The organism is Sulfurivirga caldicuralii, assembly GCF_900141795.1.
In the GTDB taxonomy this organism is placed as follows: domain Bacteria; phylum Pseudomonadota; class Gammaproteobacteria; order Thiomicrospirales; family Thiomicrospiraceae; genus Sulfurivirga; species Sulfurivirga caldicuralii.
This window is the reverse complement of the sequence record NZ_FSRE01000002.1, coordinates 235,675-253,211: the sequence shown is the minus strand read 5'-3', so window position 1 is coordinate 253,211 and position 17,537 is coordinate 235,675. Positions and strand designations below refer to the sequence as shown.

Here is a 17,537-nt window from a genome sequence, read left to right as displayed (position 1 = left end):
CTTGTGTAATGTAACACCCAATCGGATTGGGTCGGTTTTCAAGAGACGTCAAACAAGTTCCATGCCAATTTGAACAGTAAACAGGCGACACTGCTCGCCGCACACCTGTCCTGACACGGTGATGTCTGCATCCGGCAGCACCCCGGCCCCCTTTTCCGGCCACTCCACAATGTGCAGGCACGGCGGCTGCAGCAGATCGCGCAGCCCCACATACTCCAGTTCTTCCGGCTCGCACAGGCGATAGAGATCCCAGTGGTAAACGGGGCCGTATGATGTGTCATAGCGTTCGAACAGCGTATAGGTAGGGCTCTTTACGCGCGCGTCGGGGAGCAAAGCCTGAATGAGCGCACGGGCAAAGAAGGTCTTGCCCGTGCCAAGATCGCCATACAGTGCCAGCACGGTGCCCTTTTCAAAGGCGCGATGTTCCACCAGGCAGTGCGCCAGCCGCTCGGCCAACGCGCGCGTGGCTGCTTCGTCTTCACAGCGCACCGGATGATTGAAGCTACAATGCTGACTCATGAACGACACCGCCCGCCTGAAGGAATCTATTCGTGCCGAAGCGCAACGCCTCGGCTTTGCTGACTGCGGTGTGACCCACACCGATCTGTCAGCCTATGAAGCATCCTATTTTAACTGGCTGGGACAGCACTTCCATGGCGAAATGGAATACATGGCACGCCACGGACTCAAGCGCACCCGCCCGAATCTGCTGGTGCCAGGCACACAGAGCATTATCAGCGTGCGCATGAACTACTACGACTGCGACAGTGAAAACCCGCTGGCGCAACTGCAGCGTGGCGACCATGCCTATATCTCTCGCTATGCGCTGGGACGCGACTACCACAAGCTGATTCGCAACCGCCTCAAGAATCTGGTCGCCTTTATCGAGAAAGCGGTGGGCCCCTTCAACTACCGCATCTTTACCGATTCGGCGCCGGTACTGGAGCGCCCCATCGCCCGCGAAGCCGGGCTCGGCTTCATCGGCAAGAACTCGCTGGTGATCCATCCCCGGGCCGGCAGCTGGTTCTTTCTCGGCGAAATCTACACGGATTTGCAGCTGCCGCCGGATCCCTGTTTCGAAAAGCAGGGCTGCGGTCCCTGCACCGCCTGCCTGGATGCCTGCCCCACGGGCGCCATTGTGGCAGACGGCGTGGTGGATGCGCGCCGCTGCATCTCCTACCTCACCATCGAACACCCAGGCGCCATTCCCGAAGATCTGCGCCCACTTATTGGCAACCGCATCTACGGCTGCGACGACTGCCAGCTGGTGTGCCCCTGGAACCGCTTCGCCGAACCCAACCGGGAAACCGATTTCAAGCCGCGCCACGCGCTGGATCGCGCCACCCTGCTGGAACTGTGGCAGTGGAGCGAGACAGACTTTCTGGAACGCTTCGCGGGCTCCCCCATCCGCCGTATCGGCTTTGAACGCTGGCAGCGCAATCTGGCCGTGGCGCTGGGCAATGCACCGGCATCAGACGCTGTAGTGGCCGCGCTGGGGGCAAAAAAACCGCAAATCAGCTCTAAAATGGTGCTGGAACACGTGCACTGGGCACTGGCGCAGCAGCGCGAAAAACGGCACCGCAAAAAAGTCGGGGACCCCCCTCTTCTGGTCGGTCGCAAGGCCTATTTACCCCGGCGCTGCAAAGAGAAGCTGGTCAAAAGGGAAGAGTGAACGGGTATGTCAGGATGTACTCAAAGCCGGTCAAAAATTGAACCGGCGTCGGCACTGAACAGCTTGTTGTAGAGCCGGGCGGCGTACACATTGCTCATGCCGGCGATGTAGTCGCACACCACGCGCCGTTTCGCCCGTTCGGTTTCCGCCTGCTCGAAACGCGCAAAGGTATTGCGCGGCAGCAGACGATCCGCATTGCCCCACAACGCCTTGAACAGATTCAGCACGATCAGCTGCCCCTTGTACTCCAGCCCCTTCACTTCCGGCAGGGTGATCACCCACTTGAACACAAAGCGTTTCAGCAGGTCCAGCACCGCGGCCGCCTCAGGACGCAGCCGCGCCTGATAGCGCAGCAGCGGATGCTCATAGTCCGGATTCTCCACCACCTCGACCGCCTCGATCATCATGCCCACCATCAGGCTGATGGCGCGCTTGCGCGGGCGGGAACGACCGGAGAAGAGCCAGTCGTCCATTTCCGGCGTCCACATGCCCGCCGCGCGAAAGGCATCGGTCTGTACCACCTCGTCTTCCCACGCCTCGCGGCTGATCATGTTCATGGCCAGCGCATCCTCCAGATCATGGATGCCATAGGCAATATCATCCGCCAGATCCATAATGGTGGTGTCAAACGCCTTGTCACGGGTGAACTGCTGTTCACTCACGCGCTCGATGCGGGTAAAGCGTTCTCGGTCCGACGGGCTGAACGGCGCCAGCACCCACTCGAACTCGGGCTTTTCATCCAGAAAGATGGATTTGGGCGGCTGGTAGTGGTTGGGGTTGAGCGTCAGGTAATCCTGCGCGTCCGGCTCCGCCATGGCGGTCTTGAAGGGTTCGTAACAGCAGACGATTTCGTCGTAGATGACCGGATACTTGAGCACCCCCAGGGTGGCACGGCGCGACAGATTGATGCCATTTTCCGCCGTGTATTCGCCCAGCTTGGTCAGAATGCGCAGGGTCTGCGCATTGCCCTCGAAACCGCCGTGCCTGCGCATCATGTAGTTGAGCGCCATCTCCCCGCCGTGACCGAACGGCGGGTGCCCAAGATCGTGGGCCAGACAAATGGCCTCAATCAGAAACAGGTTGGGCAGCCATTCATGCCACGGCTGCCCCTCACCGCTGATGGAGAGTTGCTCCACCAGACCCGAGCCGATCTGCGCCACCTCCATGGAGTGGGTCAGCCTCGTGCGGTAAAAATCGCTCTCGTGCAGCCCCAGCACCTGGGTTTTTGACTGCAGGCGCCGGAACGACGCAGAGTGAATGATGCGCGCACGGTCGCGCTGATACACCACACGGGCGGGCTTGGGCGGCTGACCGCTGAGAAAATCGGTATATCGCTCCGCCCACTCGGGCGCATCGGGGTGTGGCTGCATGCTAAAATTTCCGCAATTTCAATGTCACCGATTATAAGGAATCCCACGGTTATGAAAACCTCTCGTTTCCTGCTGGCCACCACCCGCGAAGTGCCCGCAGACGCTCAGGTCATCTCCCACCAGCTGATGCTGCGCGCCGGCATGATCCGCCGCCTCGCCTCCGGTCTCTACACCTGGCTGCCGCTGGGGCTGCGCGTATTGCGCAAGGTGGAGCGCATCATTCGCGAGGAAATGGACGCCTCCGGTGCCCAGGAAGTGCTCATGCCCGTGGTGCAGCCGGCCGAACTGTGGCAGGAGTCAGGTCGCTGGGACGACTATGGCCCGGAGCTGCTGCGCTTCAAGGACCGTCATCAGCGTGATTTCGTGCTGGGGCCCACCCACGAGGAGGTCATTACCGACCTGGTGCGCCGCGAAATCCGCAGCTACAAGCAGCTGCCGGCCAATTTCTATCAGATTCAGACCAAATTCCGTGACGAGATCCGCCCCCGCTTCGGCGTGATGCGTGCACGTGAGTTCCTGATGAAGGATGCCTACTCCTTCCATCTGGACCGCGACTCGCTGGCAGAGACCTATCAGGTGATGTACGACACTTACAGCCGCATCTTCAGCCGCATGGGGCTGGATTTCCGCCCCGTTCTGGCCGACACGGGCAGCATTGGCGGCGATGCCAGCCATGAATTCCACGTACTGGCCAACTCCGGCGAAGACGCCATCGCCTTCTCCACCGAAAGCGACTATGCCGCCAACGTGGAACTGGCGGAAGCCGTTGCGCCTGCGGTGGAACGCCCGGCGCCCTCAAAGCCGCTGGAAAAGGTGCATACGCCCGGCGTGTACAGCATCAAGGACGTGTGCGACTATCTGAAGGTGGCGCCCACCCAGGCGCTCAAGACCCTGATCGTCCATGGCGCCAGCGAGGACGCCCCCTTTGTGGCGCTATGCCTGCGCGGTGATCACGAACTCAACGAAATCAAGGCAGAAAAGCACCCTCTCGTCGCTGCACCGCTCACCTTCGCCAGCGAAGAGGAACTGCGCAAGGTGGCTGGTGCCGGCGCCGGCTCCATCGGCCCCGTGGGGCTGAAGATCCCCGTCATCATCGATCGCAGCGCCAATGTCATGGCCGATTTCGTCTGCGGCGCCAACGAAGATGACTACCACTATACTGGCACCAACTGGGAACGCGATGCGCAGATCAGCGATGTTGCCGACCTGCGCAATGTGGTAGAAGGCGACCCTTCCCCAGACGGAAAGGGCGTGCTGCAGATCCGCCGCGGCATCGAAGTAGGCCATATCTTCCAGCTGGGAGACAAGTACTCCAAGGCGCTCAACGCCACCGTGCTCAACGAACAGGGCAAGGCAACCGTACTGCAGATGGGTTGCTACGGCATCGGCGTGAGCCGGGTGGTGGCAGCCGCCATCGAACAGAACCACGACGAGCGCGGCATTGTCTGGCCCGAGGCCATCGCCCCCTTCCAGGTGGCACTGATCCCCATGCAGCTGCACAAGTCGCCCCGCGTGCGCGAAGCGGCTGAAAAGCTGTATGCAGACCTGCAGGCGGCGGGCATCGAAGTGCTGTTTGACGACCGTAACGAACGTCCAGGGGTCATGTTCAACGACATGGAGCTGATCGGCATCCCACACCGCCTCGTGGTGGGCGATCGCGGCCTGGACAAGGGCGTAGTGGAGTACAAGAACCGCCGCAGCGGTGAAGAGGCTGCCCTGCCGGTGGATGAAGTGGTGGAGCGCCTGCAGGCGCTGCTCGCCGAGAACTGATCAGGCGGCCCTATGGGGGCCGCCTCTTTTCTGCTCAAAAACCTGAAAGATCGGCTACTGAAGCCACTTCAGGCAGTCGCGCATCCCAAGGGATTTGGCCAGCTCATCCGGCCGAAAGGTCTGCCCTCCGATCTGCACCGGGGTGTTTTTGTCCGCGCCGGCTTTCAGCAGGCGCGGCAGTAATTGACAGTGCCCGCCGGCAACGGCCAGTGAAACCGTGGTCCAGCCACGGCGGGTCTCTCCGGTGACCGGCACCTGCTGTGCCAGCAGCCAATCAACCACGTCCAGCTGATCGTTGAACAGCGCCATATGCAGCGACGTCCAGCCCGTTCGATTATGGGCATCCAGCCGACCGCCATGCGCTGCCAGCCACTTCACAGCCTCCAGCTGACCTGACCAGGCTGCCTGCATCAGCGGGGTCTGGTCCTGATCATCCTGCACGCTCAACAACTTCGGCTCAAGTGCCTTGAGCCAGCCCAGTCGGCCGTATTCTGCAGCAGGCCAGGCGATGGTGCGCCCATAGGGCCCCACCACATCTACCGGCAGCAGTTTGCGCACTGCATCAAATGGCCAGTTGCGTTTTGCCGCCAGGGCCCACAGGGCGTACTGATCATCGGCATCCAGCAGGCTGCGATCCGCCTGTTGCAGTGCACTCAATCCCTGCTGCTGGCATGCCTGCAGCAGTGCCTTGCCCGCCGGCGTTTCCGCCCGAGCAGCGCCCAGCAATACCATGATCAACAAGCCCGTCCAGAAAAGTCGTCTCATCGCATCAGTCCCAGTGCTTCACACTCGTCGTGAGGGATCCAGCCGATGCAACTGCGCACCTTGAGCGACTGCACATTGCGCACGATGGGCATCACGGTAACGATGCCCCACAGGATCTGCCATGGCTGCCAGCCGATGGCCGACGGCTGAGCCACCCACCAGCGGTTGTTGACGCCAAAGTGGCGTGTCTTGAAGGTCAGGTGAATCAACAGCTTCCAGTATTTGCGTGCATAACGCAGCTTCAGTGCCCACCCATTCATGATGCAGGCTCCAGCAGCATTACCGGGGTATTTTCGCGGTAAACGGTGCTTCCGGCCGGCGTTTGTATTGCCTTCACCCGCGCCTTGAAGGGTGCGCGCACTTCGTAGTAGCGTTTCCATGCCTGATGCGCTTGCAATGCAGCTTGCGCGGCCTGCAGCTGTGCTTTGGCGATGGCGACTCTGGTCTGCGAGCGCTGCAGAGCCCGCGTAGCCAGAACGGTGCGATCATAAAGGTCCTGCTGCTCGGCCAGATCCCGCTGGGCATCCTCCAGCTGCGCTTTGCGCAGCGCCACTTGCGCCGCCAGCTCGGCACGGCGCGCCTTCCACATGGCCATGTCCACACGAAACAGCAGCGCACCGCGCTTGACCACATCCCCTGCCTTTACCGGCATGGCCTCGATCATGCCGGTGACCAGCGCACCGACCTTTACCGGCTCGGCAGCCAGCGTCATGGCAGCACTCAAAAGAAGTGCTGCGCCCAACAGTCCGCGTTTCATGGCTGTTTGCCTCCTATCAAATCGTCCAGTTCCTGCCAGAGCAGAGCATAGCGAAAACGCGCCTCGGCCATGCGATAGTCATATTCCGACTGCTCGATCATGGCATCCCCCAGATCGGTACGCTCTTCGTTTTCGTACAGACCCTGCTTGAGCATGTAGTTGAGGTCCACAAAGTTGCTGTAGGCCTTGAGAAACGCCAGCTCTCGGTTCATGCTGGCCAGTTGCCGCCACAGCTGCACGACGCGCTGCTGCACCGATCGCTGCGTTTGGCCCAGCTGCGCCCGCAGCTTAAGCCGCTCCGCCGCCACCTGTGCCAGGGCGGCATTCGTGGCACCGCCATCGTAGAGGGGAACATTCAGCTGTAATGCCACATTCCAGCGATCCTTGTCGATTTCGTTTTCATAATGGCGAATGCCGCCCTGTCCGACCGCCTCCAAGGTAATGGGGCTGCTCCGACGCGCCCATTGCGTCTTGTACTCAAGTGCGGCCAACTCGGTACGCAGCGCCTGCAGTGTCGCTGCCTGCTGCGTCGCCCGCGCCATCAACTTTTCCAGCGACGGCAGAGAACGTTTGAAAGGCGATAGTCTGGGTGGCTTGACGCTATCGATCAGGGCATCGGGGCGCCCCATGAGCACTGCCAGCAGCACACGCTTTTCCCGTTGACGCTTTTCCGCCTGATCCCGCTGCAGCAGCAGCTGCTGATAATCCTTTTCCTGCCGGGCCAGTTCCACATCGGAAATGGAGCCCAACGCGTGGCGATTACGCATGCGATCAAGGGTCACATAGACCACCGCCATCTTCTCATTCAGGCGGCGGTAGTCCAGATCGGCCAGAATGACGTCAAAAAAGGCGCGCATCAGTTGACGCCGGTAGCGTTGACGGGCGTCCGCTTCGCGCATTTCAACAGCCTTGCGCTGGGTTTCCAGTGCAGCATTCAGGGCACCGCTGCGATTCTGATCGTACAGCAACTGGGAGAGGTTGAGATAGAGCGTGTGATAGGCGTGGTCGTCGCCCTGAAATTCATGGCGACCCAGCGAGCCGGAGAGTGAAGCGCGCGGCGCCGTCGCCGTTTCATTGGCCTGCTGCTGGGCCGCCAGCATCGCGGAGCTGGCACGCAATAGCAAGACTTCCGGCGGCGTCTGATCGGCATGCTGCAGCACCGCCTCCAGCGTAAGCGGATCAGGCAGTGGCGGTGCTTTCGATGTCTCCGCTGCAAGTCCACTCAGACTGATCAGCCACAGCGGGAGCCACAGCAGCGGAAACCGTTTCATTTCAACTCACCCGCCTTCTTCATCCGTTTAAACCGTGCAAATTTCATTTTTTTATACCAGCCATCGCGCACGTATTCAATCATCCACAGGAACTCGTCTTTGGTGCGTGTGGGGCCGGTGTAGCGCAATACCGGCTGGCCGTTCAGATCGAAGAAGATCATCACCGGCGTGGCGCGCACACGGTATTTTTTCTCGGCCAGGGACTTCATGGTGCCTTCGGTACCATCAAAGTCCACCACCTCGGTATCGCCCTCGATATCCCAGCGAAAGGCAAGAAAGTCCTTCTTCATGGCTTCGATCACATCCGACTGGTTGAAGATGGTGATCTTCATGCGATGGCAGAAGGGACATTCGTCCATTTCAAAAAAAACGAAAACACCCTTTTTGCCTTCTTCCCGCGCCGTTTCCAGCTCTTCCTGAAAGTTGCCGAAGGTTTCATTAAAGAAGTCGGCGGCCTGCACAGGCGCGCTCAACAGCGCAATCCAAAGCAGGGCGTTCCATAGCGCCATGATTGGTTTCATCTGTTCCCTCCCCCCGCATGCAGCTTGCGGTATTGCGATATAAAGCCTTCAAGGGTTTTCTGATCCAGCGCACCGGTATAGCGAGCCACCACATTGCCCTGGGGATCCACCATGAACGTGGTTGGCAGCCCCACAAGCGGTCCAAACGGGGTCCAGCCGTCTCGGTATTCCCGCGGCAGGCGTACCACTGGATAGTTGATCATCTGATCTTCGGCAAAAATGCGGATTTTTTCAATGGACAGATCGTCGTCGTAGTTGACGCCAATTACCACCGCATCCCTGTCCTCATGCTCGGCATGAAACATGACCAGATCGGGAATCTCCACCAGACAGGGCGGGCACCAGGTGGCCCAGAAATTCACCACCACAAACTTGCCGCGATAGTCGGAGAGTTTGACAGGCTTGCCATCCAGATCGGTAAAGGTGACATCCACAGGCGCGGCCACCATCAAGGTAGCAAAACTCCAGAGCAACAGGCCTGCTATCCAGCGACGGTATCTCTTCATGGACTCTCCTTGTGGGTATGACCCAGCACCCGCTTTACAAACGGCAGGTCGATTTTATGTTTTTCTACCAGACTAGACTCTTCGATAATCTTAAGCACGGCCAGCAGTTCCTGCAAATCGCTACCGTAGGCTTTTTGCAGATAAGTGATAACAGTTTTGGGAATTTTCAGACCACGGACACGACCATGGCGCTGGATCGCCAGCGACAGCGTCTGCGGATCACGCAGCGGTTCCAGCCCCACGGGAATCACATTGGCCAGCGCCAGCGTCAGCCGCTCAGTGCGGATGGGCCACAGACTCATGGGCTGCAATCCGGCCATAATGACCACACGCCCCAGTGTCTGTGCCTGCAGGAGCACATCTGCCAGTGCCCCCTGCCAGTCTTCCCGCTCCAGCACCGCATCCACATTGTCGAGGCAGAGCACATCCACCTGCTCCATGCCCTTGAGCAGATCGGGATAGTCGCGCACGTCCGGATCATTGAGCGGGACATAGGCACAGCGACGCTCCCATGCAGCACTGAGCCGACAGGCAGCCTGCAAAAGATGCGTGCGACCGGTACCGCGCGGACCAAAGAAATACCAGCTGCCGCCGCGATTGCGGACGATGGCCATCTGAATCTGATGCAACGCAATGGCGACCGCCTCCTGCTCGGTCACATAGCTGTCGAAGCTGGCCTCCGGGCGCAGCTCGATATTGAGGGGCAATTGCTGAGCGCTCATGGTTGTGTCACCTGCTTCTGTTTCGCATCCATCTGTTTCGATAGTAGCTGCAGGGTGATCTCCTGCTTTACGGGATTATTGACTTCCACCCGGGCAGGCACGAGGTGTTGCAACGTTCGCAACAGAAACTGCCAGCTGCCGCGATAGACCAGATCATAGCCTGCCTCTCCCTTGCGCACTGTGGTCATGGTTCCCTCCACGATAAAAGGCGCTGCCTGCGGTAAAGCACGGTCAAAAGCGAGCAAACTTTCCGCATCATCCGCCAAAACCCTCAGCGTTGCGTGCCCTTCCACATCGGCGACTGCGTCAAACTGTTGCCGCCAGCGCGCCATGAGCGCAAGAAACGCCTGGCGCACGCCGTCCAGCGTATCGGGGGCCTTCAGGTGCCCCTTGGATTCATCAGGCCAGTCCGGCAGCAGGCTTTCCCAGTCCAGAGCGACCCGCTGCGGCCCGTCACGCAGGCTGTCACTGGCATATAGGCGCACGACACCGTCATGCCCGCTGGCGTACTGCTTCACCAGTTGTGTACTCAACACGGGACGGTGAAACAGGGGATGATTCACATCGCTGGGAACCCCATGTGGAATCCCAAGCTGATAGAGGAGCGGTTCAATGTTCAGGTCCGGGCGCACCTGCATGATCTCGGGCGTTACCGGCTGGGCCTGCCCCTGTACCGACCAGACCAGTGCCACCATCACACGGGGACGCATCGCCAGCGGCCAGTATTCAAGCCCCGCCTGCTCCATGGCCTTGAGCAGTGGCGCACGGGCAAAATGAACCTCCAGTTGCTGGCCGAGCGTCACCCCATCCTGCTGCCAGGGCACATAGGCCGTACGTGCCACAAACCGCTCAGGCGTCTGCAGCAGCGTCTGGGCCTCGCCTGGCAGGACGCCGACACCGCTGAGGCGGATCAGCTCGATGCCCAGCGCCTGCTTCAGCAACGCCTGCTGAGACGCACCTGGCGGTGCGGGAATACGCAGGGAAAACAGGTCCATGGCAGCCTGTACCGGCAGGGCTGCAACGAAAAAAACCAGCAATAAAAAGGGTCGCAACACGCTCATTCCTTTACTTGTTTGGGCTTGCGGCAGTTTTTGGCGTTAGCTTAAGCTGATCAGCTAAAATATGCTAAATTTTTTAGACAAGCCAGGACAATACCGTTCATGAGCCAGACATCCCTCACCTACAAGGATGCCGGTGTCGACATCGATGCCGGCAACGCCTTGGTCGATGCCATCAAGCCCATTGCCAAAGCCACCGCCCGCCCTGAAGTCATGGCCTCTCTGGGCGGTTTCGGCGCGCTGTTTCAACTGCCCGTCGAGCGCTATCGCCAACCCGTGCTAGTTTCCGGCACCGATGGTGTCGGCACCAAGCTGCGTCTTGCCATCGACTACGACAAGCACGATCAGGTGGGTATCGATCTGGTCGCCATGTGCGTCAATGATCTCGTCGTTCAGGGGGCTGAGCCCCTGTTTTTCCTCGACTACTACGCCACGGGCAAGCTGGACCTGTATGTGGCCCAGAGTGTCATCAGTGGCATTGGCGAAGGCTGCAAGCAGGCGGGCTGCGCCCTGATCGGCGGCGAAACGGCCGAAATGCCCGGCATGTACCCTGACGGGGATTACGATCTGGCCGGTTTCTGCGTGGGCATCGTGGAAAAAGACGAGATTATCGATGGTTCCAAAGTGCAGGCGGGCGATGTCATTCTCGGACTGGCCGCTTCCGGCCCCCACTCCAACGGCTACTCCCTCATCCGCAAGATTATCGAGGTGAGCGGTGTGGATCCGCGCAGCGAATTCAATGGTGCGCCGCTGATCGATCAGCTGATGGCGCCCACCCGCATCTATGTAAAATCGCTGTTGCAGATCTTCAATTCAGTGCCCGTGCACGCCCTGTCTCACATTACCGGTGGCGGCCTGCTGGAGAACATTCCGCGCGTCATGCCGCCCCATACCCAGGCGGTTATCAATGTTAAAAGCTGGCAGCGCCCTGCCATCTTCGACTGGCTACAGCAGGCCGGCAACATCGACCCCGTGGAAATGCACCGCACATTCAACTGTGGCATTGGCATGGCCGTTGTGGTGGCGGCCGAAAATGCCGAACGCGCCAGGGCAGAACTGACAGCGGCAGGCGAAACCGTTTACACCATCGGCCACATTGCCGAAAGCGACGAAGCCACACCCCACGTAGTGCTTGAAAACCTCGCATGAAACGCGTTGCCGTCCTCATTTCCGGCAGTGGCAGTAACCTGCAGGCCATTCTGGACTGGCAGACAGCACGAGGCGAGGCATGCGGTTATGAGGTGGTCGGTGTTCTCTCCAACCGGGCCGATGCCTACGGGCTCACCCGGGCTCGGCAGGCCGGTGTGGAGACCGCCGTGCTGGATCACACCCGGTTCGACAGCCGCGAAGCCTTCGATGCCGAACTGGTGCAGGCCGTGGATGCCTGGCAGCCGGATCTTGTCGTGCTCGCAGGCTTCATGCGCATTCTCACCCCCGTTTTCACCGATCACTATCTGGGCAAGGCGGTCAACATCCACCCGTCGCTGTTGCCCAAGTACCGTGGTCTGCACACGCACCGCCGCGCGCTGGAAGCCGGTGACAGCGAGCATGGCCTGAGCATTCACTTTGTTACCTCGGAACTGGACGGCGGACCACTGATCTTTCAGCAGGCGATTCCAATCCATGCCGACGATACGGAAACGTGCCTGCAACAGCGAGTGCACGCAGAAGAGCACAAGGCCTATCCGCGGGTTACGGAAGCGCTGGCACGGGAGCTGATCACCTATGAAAACGGCGCCGCCGTCTGCCATGCCACAAACTGCCGACTACCCCTTGATCTGGAGCATCTCAATGCGCTACTGGGCCTGGCTGAGTAGTCTTCTGTTCGCAGGCATTGTGCAGGCAGCAGCCCTGCCCAACTTCCACGCCGAATATGACGTGCATGCGCTGGGCATGGCGCTGGGCACCAGCACACAACAGTTTCATTGCCAGGCGGATGGTGTCTGCACCCTGACCGCCTGCACCGAACCCCAGGGACTGGCCCGTCTGTTTACCAGCGAACATTTCCTCGAACAGAGCGCATTGAAACAGACGCCACACAACCTTGTCTGGGAACGCTACCGAAAACAGAAATTCGATGGTGATCGCCTGGTCAAGACGGTCACGCTTCTGCGTCAACCGGATGGCAGCGTGCTTTACACCGAGAAGAAGCGCACCTATCCCCAACGCGACCACCTATTTGACATGCTCACCCTGCCGCTCTACCTGGCCTGGCTACATCAGAATAATCAGCCTTTGCCCATGGAGCTGTATCTGCAGGACAACAACTGGCAGGACCGCATACAGTGGCAGGTGCGGGCCGTGCCCGATACCGTCGTCCTGTCTGACGACGACCGTGAAGTGAAGGCCCTGCGCTACGAGGGCGACCTACTCCATGCCCGCATCACCCTGTGGCTGGTGCCCACCTTCCACCACCTGCCCGGTCGCGTCGAGGTGGTCAACAAAGAAAAACAGAAAACCATCGTGCTGCAACTACGCAAGGAACCCCAAACGCCATGAGACTGAGCGATTCCGACATTCTCCGCTATCTGAAAGCCGGCAAGATTCAGATGGATCCGCTGCCGTCGCAGGAAAAGATCAAGGGCGTTACGGTAGATCTGCGTCTGGACAACCGCTTCCGCGTCTTCAACGACCACAAGGCGCCCTACATCGATCTGGGCGGCCCGCGGGATCAGTTGCAGCAGCAGCTGGACGCAATCATGAGTCAGGAGATCGTTATCGAAGACGGTGACTCCTTCTTTCTGCACCCTGGCGAACTGGCCCTGGCCTCGACGCTGGAAACCATTACCCTGCCCGACGACCTGGTGGGCTGGCTGGACGGGCGCTCCAGCCTGGCCCGCCTCGGCCTGATGGTGCATGTCACCGCGCACCGCATCGATCCGGGCTGGCACGGCCAGATCGTGCTGGAAATCTTCAACAGCGGCAAGCTGCCGCTGGCGCTGCGCCCCGGCATGGACATCTGCGCCATTAACTTCGAGACCCTCTCCAGCCCGGTCCAGAATCCCTACAACAAGCGCAAGGACGCCAAGTACCGCAATCAGCGCGGTCCTGTCTCCAGCCGCATCGACACCGACCAGCTGGACCTGCTTGCCGACGGCGATAGCTGAGGGTGCTTCTTCCTGACAGGTTATTAGACACCTGTCTCAACAAAGCGTCTGCGTCACCCTAAGGGTCAGGCGACGAACCAGATGCAACTTTGTCCTCTTCACCAGCTGTTACGAACCCCCTGCTGAAAGGGGGGTCCCCGACTTTTTTACAGGCGCATTTTTTGCCAACCCTGAAATGCCTGCCTCCAGCGCTTCTGCGGCCAATCCTGTCCGCTTTTATCCCATTTTGTTTTCTGTTACACTTTTTAAATATGAAAAATGTAACGAAAAACAAAAAAGGCGGTGCGCGGCCCGGTGCCGGGCGTCCCAGAGGCAGCGGCCGCTATGGCGAGCCCACCACGGTGATGCGCGTGCCGCAGTCGCAGGTGGAAGCCGTGCGGCGCTTTTTGCAGGCCGGCACCCATGGCAATATCGCCGAAATTCAGGCAGCCACTGCCACACCAACGGCCTTGCCGCGACCGCTCTTTTCCAGCCGCGTGCCGGCCGGTTTTCCCAGCCCCGCCGAAGACTATCAGGAACCGGCGCTGGACCTGAACAGCCATCTGATTCAGCACCGCGAAGCCACCTTTTTCATGCGCGTACAGGGTCACTCCATGACGGGAGCCGGCATTCACGATGGCGACCTGCTGGTGGTGGACCGCGCGCTGGCGCCCAAGGACGGCGACATTGTCATCGCCGTGCTGGACGGCGAGCTGACGGTCAAGCGGCTGCGCCTGCACGGCGACACAGTCACCCTGCAGGCGGAAAATCCGGACTATGACAACATCGTGCTCTCCGACCTGCAGGAACTGCAGGTATGGGGCGTGGTGACCTCCGTGATTCACAGCTTCCGATGAAAATCGCCCTGGTCGATGGCAACAACTTTTACGCCAGCTGCGAAATGGTGTTCGAGCCGCGGCTGGCGGAGCATCCGTTGGTGGTGCTCTCCAACAATGACGGCATCGTCGTGGCCGCCAACGAACCGGCCAAGCAGCTGGGGCTGAAATGGCGGCCCTTCTTTCGGATTCGCGACACCCTGCAGCGCCACGGCGGCGTGGCCCGCTCCTCCAACTATGAACTCTACGCCGACATGAGCCAGCGCATGCACGCCCTGCTGGCACAGGAAGCCACGGCTCAGGAGGTCTATTCCATCGATGAAAGCTTTTTGCATGTGCCAGCCGGCTGTGATGCGGACTGGGGGCATGGCGTGCGCGAACGCATCCGCCGTCAGCTGGGGCTGCCCATTGCGGTAGGACTGGGCCATACCAAGGTGCAGGCGAAGCTGGCCAACCGTTGGGCCAAGGATCATGCGCTGTTCAAGCACGCCTGCGACTGGACCACATTGCCCGATACGGTGCGGCGCACCCTGCTGGAGACCACACCCGTGTCCGCCCTGTGGGGGGTTGGCAAGCGTCTCACGGCCAGACTGCAGCAGCAAGGCGTGCACAGTGCAGCAGACTTCATGGCGCTGACATCCGACCAGGCCCGGCGCATAGGCCACAAGCCCCTGTGGCAACTCCATCGCGAACTGCACGGCGAACGGCACTTCGAGCTGGACATGAGCCCGGCGCCCCGCCAGCAGATCATCAGCTCACGCTCCTTTCCCACGGGCATTCAGTCTCTGTCACTGCTGGAACAGGCGGTGAGCAACTTTACCGTGACCGCTGCGGGAAAATTGCGACAGCAGCGCTCGCTGGCCGCAGAAGTGGGGGTTTTCATGACCACGGATCGCTTCAAGCCGCCGGTGGTGCGGCACTGGGCGTTCAAAACGCTTGCCGTGCCCACGGACGATACCATCGAGCTGGTGAAGGTGGCCAAAGCCCTGCTGCGACAGCATTGGCAGCCGGGCGCGGCCTACAGGAAGGTGCTGGTGATGCTGACGGATCTGCGCCCGCAGCAGCCACGTCAGGCAGTGCTGGCAGACACTGAAGCATGCAGCGCCACCGCAGAGGTGGCGGCATTGATGGAACAGATCAACAGCCGTTACGGTGAAGCGGTGGTCCGCCTTGCGGCACAGGGCACCGCACCAAAGCCACGCTGGCAGATTCGCCGTGCGCTGCAGCGGCGCAGCTACACCACCCGCTGGCAGGATCTGCCGGTTGCGCGGGCGATCTGACGCTTACTTCAGCGTCAGATAGGCGTCGTTGATCTCGATATCCGCCTGCTTCTTCAGCTGGGCGATACGATAGGCCACCTCGCTTTCACCATACAGACCGCGCAGCGCCAGCTTCAGCTGCTTGAGAATGATCTCGGGCACCTTGTCGGTGGCGCCACGCACGGCTTCGATCACGAGGATAACGGGGGCCCCATTGGGCAGCGCAATCAGCTGCAGACTCGGCTTGCCATCGTGGGGCTTGGGCGCCTTGAAAATGGCTGCCTGAATGGCAGCAGGTGCCACGGGACGCTCACGGCCAACCCATTTCGGTGCATACCAGGTCATGCCGGGCTGGACCACCGATTCAGGCTCGGCACCCTGGCGCAGGGCTTCGAGCACCTTCTCGGCATCGGCGCGTGCCTGTGCGACAGCCTGCTCCTGCGTAAGCCGGGTACGGATACGCGCCTTGACCTCATCCAGTGTCAGCTGGCGACGGGGGATGAGCTTGTTCAGACGCACGACCATGGCACGATCATTGCCCAGCTCCACCACGGGACTATTGAGGTGCTGGTTATAGACGTCATCGCTGAACACCGCCTCGTTCACCTTCGGATTGGCAAACAGACCGGTACCCTGCCCCTTCGCAAACGGCTTGGAGGTTTCCACCTTGCCGCCGATGGCCTCGGCTGCAGGCTCAAGGCTGTCGGGCTGTTCATAGGCGATGGAGTTCAGTTTTTCCAGCAGGTCGTAATACTGCTTGTCCGCCTGCTGCTGACGATAGGCCTGCAGCACACGCTCCTTCACCTTGTCATAGGGCAGAACACGCCGTGGCTTGATGCCCTCCAGCAGAATCAGGTGATAGCCGAAATCGGTCTGCACCGGCTCGGAGATTTCACCCTTTTGCATGCTGAAGACTTTCTTGTCGAATTCGGGCGCCATCATGCCCTGCTCGAAGTAACCCAGATCACCACCCACTTCGGCGGAACCCGGGTCCTGCGAATGCTGCCTGGCCAGCTCGGCAAAGGGCTTGCCCTGCTTCAGCTCGCCCCGAATCTGCTTGATCTTCGCCAGCGCCGCCTGTTCGGACGCCTTATCGCCGCGCTGGGCGCGAATGAGGATATGGCGCACGCGGCGCTCTTCAGGTTCCGCGTACAAATCCCGGTTTTCTTCGTAGAACTGCTTCAGCGTCGCTTCATCCGGGTTGATGGATTTGGCCAGGCGCTGCTTGTCTAGCAGCACATAGTCCACCACCACCTTCTCGGGCTCGACGAACTCATCCTTGTGCGCGGCATAGTAGTCGGCAATCTGTTGATCAGTGATCTTGATGCGCGCCAGATAGGGCTTCAGGTCAAACTCGATCCAACCGGCCTTGCGCTGCTGTTGCTGCAGCGCCACCAGCTGATCAACCTCCATCGGCGTGGCCAGGCTGGAGGCCAGCGTCAGATTAAGATACTGCTGTTCCAGTAGGAACTGGCGCTGAAGCTGTTCAAACTGCGCAATCGTCAGGCCGTTATTGGCCAGCAGCTGCTCATATTTCTTGTGATCGAACTGCCCCTCGTCATCAAGAAAAATGGGCGCAGACTGAATCACCGCCGCCAGCTGCGCATCGCTGATGGCCATGTGATGATCCTGCGTCCACTGCTGAATCAGTTTGGCCTCGATCAGCTGAGCAAGAATCTGCTTGCGCAGTTGCTCGTCGTTCACCTTCTCATCGAAGGCATCGCCCAGTTGCTGCTGCAACTGCTGCCGTTCGCGCTGATAGGCACGGACAAACTCCACCGCCGGAATCTTTTCGCCGTTCACTTCGGCGACAACAATCCCCTTGTCCCCGGTGAAGTAGTTGTTGATGCCCCACAGTGCAAAGGGCACGGCGATCAGAATGATGATGGCCCAGGCAATCATGCCCTTGGCTTTTTCGCGAATAAACTCCAGCATGGTATATCC

The 17,537-nt window shown here is 60.1% G+C and carries 19 protein-coding genes; 8 read left to right on the top strand and 11 right to left on the bottom strand.

Translation table 11 applies throughout. From position 1 onward, the window contains the following. Positions 1-48 precede the first annotated feature (48 nt). Positions 49-519: a tRNA (adenosine(37)-N6)-threonylcarbamoyltransferase complex ATPase subunit type 1 TsaE gene (tsaE, locus tag BUQ81_RS04440; protein WP_074201182.1), complete on the bottom strand. Its 471-nt coding sequence runs from the start codon at positions 517-519 to the stop codon at positions 49-51. Here tsaE and queG point away from each other — a divergent pair. Beyond that, complete coding sequence (queG, locus tag BUQ81_RS04435; protein WP_074201181.1) at positions 518-1,672, top strand: tRNA epoxyqueuosine(34) reductase QueG; 1,155 nt, start codon at positions 518-520, stop codon at positions 1,670-1,672. The two genes, tsaE and queG, sit on opposite strands and share 2 nt — an antisense overlap. Positions 1,673-1,692: 20 nt before the next feature. Here queG and BUQ81_RS04430 read toward each other — a convergent pair whose 3' ends face one another. Beyond that, a complete protein-coding gene (locus BUQ81_RS04430) occupies positions 1,693-3,042 on the bottom strand; it encodes an anti-phage deoxyguanosine triphosphatase (RefSeq protein ID WP_074201180.1) in 1,350 nt (449 codons plus the stop codon). A gap of 51 nt (positions 3,043-3,093) precedes the next feature. Between BUQ81_RS04430 and BUQ81_RS04425 the strand changes: the two genes are divergently transcribed. After that, positions 3,094-4,812 carry a proline--tRNA ligase gene (locus BUQ81_RS04425; RefSeq protein ID WP_074201179.1) on the top strand — a complete coding sequence of 573 codons (1,719 nt, stop codon included), beginning with the start codon at positions 3,094-3,096 and terminating at the stop codon, positions 4,810-4,812. A gap of 54 nt (positions 4,813-4,866) precedes the next feature. Here BUQ81_RS04425 and BUQ81_RS04420 read toward each other — a convergent pair whose 3' ends face one another. The 8 genes from BUQ81_RS04420 to BUQ81_RS04385 are packed head-to-tail and all read right to left on the bottom strand — an operon-like array spanning position 4,867 to position 10,409. Beyond that, complete coding sequence (locus BUQ81_RS04420; RefSeq protein ID WP_084188231.1) at positions 4,867-5,577, bottom strand: ankyrin repeat domain-containing protein; 711 nt, start codon at positions 5,575-5,577, stop codon at positions 4,867-4,869. Beyond that, positions 5,574-5,837, bottom strand: a complete 264-nt coding sequence (locus BUQ81_RS04415; RefSeq protein WP_074201177.1) for a hypothetical protein — start codon at positions 5,835-5,837, stop codon at positions 5,574-5,576. Before BUQ81_RS04415 ends, BUQ81_RS04420 begins: the two co-directional genes overlap by 4 nt. Beyond that, positions 5,834-6,334 (bottom strand): efflux RND transporter periplasmic adaptor subunit, encoded by a 501-nt coding sequence (locus tag BUQ81_RS04410; protein ID WP_074201176.1) that lies wholly within the window; start codon positions 6,332-6,334, stop codon positions 5,834-5,836. Before BUQ81_RS04410 ends, BUQ81_RS04415 begins: the two co-directional genes overlap by 4 nt. Next, entirely contained in the window at positions 6,331-7,605 is a 1,275-nt protein-coding gene (locus BUQ81_RS04405; RefSeq protein ID WP_074201175.1) for a TolC family protein, read from the bottom strand. Before BUQ81_RS04405 ends, BUQ81_RS04410 begins: the two co-directional genes overlap by 4 nt. Beyond that, positions 7,602-8,126 carry a thioredoxin family protein gene (locus BUQ81_RS04400; protein ID WP_074201174.1) on the bottom strand — a complete coding sequence of 175 codons (525 nt, stop codon included), beginning with the start codon at positions 8,124-8,126 and terminating at the stop codon, positions 7,602-7,604. The genes BUQ81_RS04405 and BUQ81_RS04400 overlap by 4 nt, the downstream gene beginning before the upstream one ends. Then, the gene (locus BUQ81_RS04395) at positions 8,123-8,632 is read right to left on the bottom strand and encodes a TlpA family protein disulfide reductase (RefSeq protein ID WP_074201173.1); all 510 of its coding nucleotides are present in this window, start codon (positions 8,630-8,632) and stop codon (positions 8,123-8,125) included. Before BUQ81_RS04395 ends, BUQ81_RS04400 begins: the two co-directional genes overlap by 4 nt. Next, positions 8,629-9,354, bottom strand: a complete 726-nt coding sequence (locus tag BUQ81_RS04390; RefSeq protein ID WP_074201172.1) for an HdaA/DnaA family protein — start codon at positions 9,352-9,354, stop codon at positions 8,629-8,631. Before BUQ81_RS04390 ends, BUQ81_RS04395 begins: the two co-directional genes overlap by 4 nt. Then, a complete protein-coding gene (locus BUQ81_RS04385) occupies positions 9,351-10,409 on the bottom strand; it encodes a DUF2066 domain-containing protein (protein WP_234947340.1) in 1,059 nt (352 codons plus the stop codon). Before BUQ81_RS04385 ends, BUQ81_RS04390 begins: the two co-directional genes overlap by 4 nt. A gap of 105 nt (positions 10,410-10,514) precedes the next feature. Here BUQ81_RS04385 and purM point away from each other — a divergent pair, with 105 nt between their 5' ends. The 6 genes from purM (at position 10,515) to BUQ81_RS04355 (ending at position 15,614) form a co-directional block, all read left to right on the top strand. After that, on the top strand, positions 10,515-11,561 hold the full coding sequence (gene purM / locus BUQ81_RS04380) for a phosphoribosylformylglycinamidine cyclo-ligase (RefSeq protein WP_074201170.1): 1,047 nt from the start codon (positions 10,515-10,517) through the stop codon (positions 11,559-11,561). Beyond that, positions 11,558-12,229: a phosphoribosylglycinamide formyltransferase gene (gene purN / locus BUQ81_RS04375; protein WP_074201169.1), complete on the top strand. Its 672-nt coding sequence runs from the start codon at positions 11,558-11,560 to the stop codon at positions 12,227-12,229. The genes purM and purN overlap by 4 nt, the downstream gene beginning before the upstream one ends. Then, on the top strand, positions 12,204-12,911 hold the full coding sequence (locus BUQ81_RS04370) for a DUF3108 domain-containing protein (protein ID WP_074201168.1): 708 nt from the start codon (positions 12,204-12,206) through the stop codon (positions 12,909-12,911). The genes purN and BUQ81_RS04370 overlap by 26 nt, the downstream gene beginning before the upstream one ends. Continuing rightward, positions 12,908-13,519, top strand: coding sequence for a dCTP deaminase (dcd, locus tag BUQ81_RS04365; RefSeq protein ID WP_074201167.1), 612 nt, complete (start codon positions 12,908-12,910; stop codon positions 13,517-13,519). Before BUQ81_RS04370 ends, dcd begins: the two co-directional genes overlap by 4 nt. A gap of 251 nt (positions 13,520-13,770) precedes the next feature. Further along, positions 13,771-14,355, top strand: a complete 585-nt coding sequence (locus BUQ81_RS04360) for a LexA family protein (protein WP_074201166.1) — start codon at positions 13,771-13,773, stop codon at positions 14,353-14,355. Further along, complete coding sequence (locus BUQ81_RS04355; RefSeq protein WP_074201165.1) at positions 14,352-15,614, top strand: Y-family DNA polymerase; 1,263 nt, start codon at positions 14,352-14,354, stop codon at positions 15,612-15,614. Before BUQ81_RS04360 ends, BUQ81_RS04355 begins: the two co-directional genes overlap by 4 nt. A 3-nt stretch (positions 15,615-15,617) precedes the next feature. Here BUQ81_RS04355 and BUQ81_RS04350 read toward each other — a convergent pair whose 3' ends face one another. Continuing rightward, positions 15,618-17,528, bottom strand: a complete 1,911-nt coding sequence (locus BUQ81_RS04350; RefSeq protein ID WP_074201164.1) for a SurA N-terminal domain-containing protein — start codon at positions 17,526-17,528, stop codon at positions 15,618-15,620. Positions 17,529-17,537: the final 9 nt, after the last annotated feature.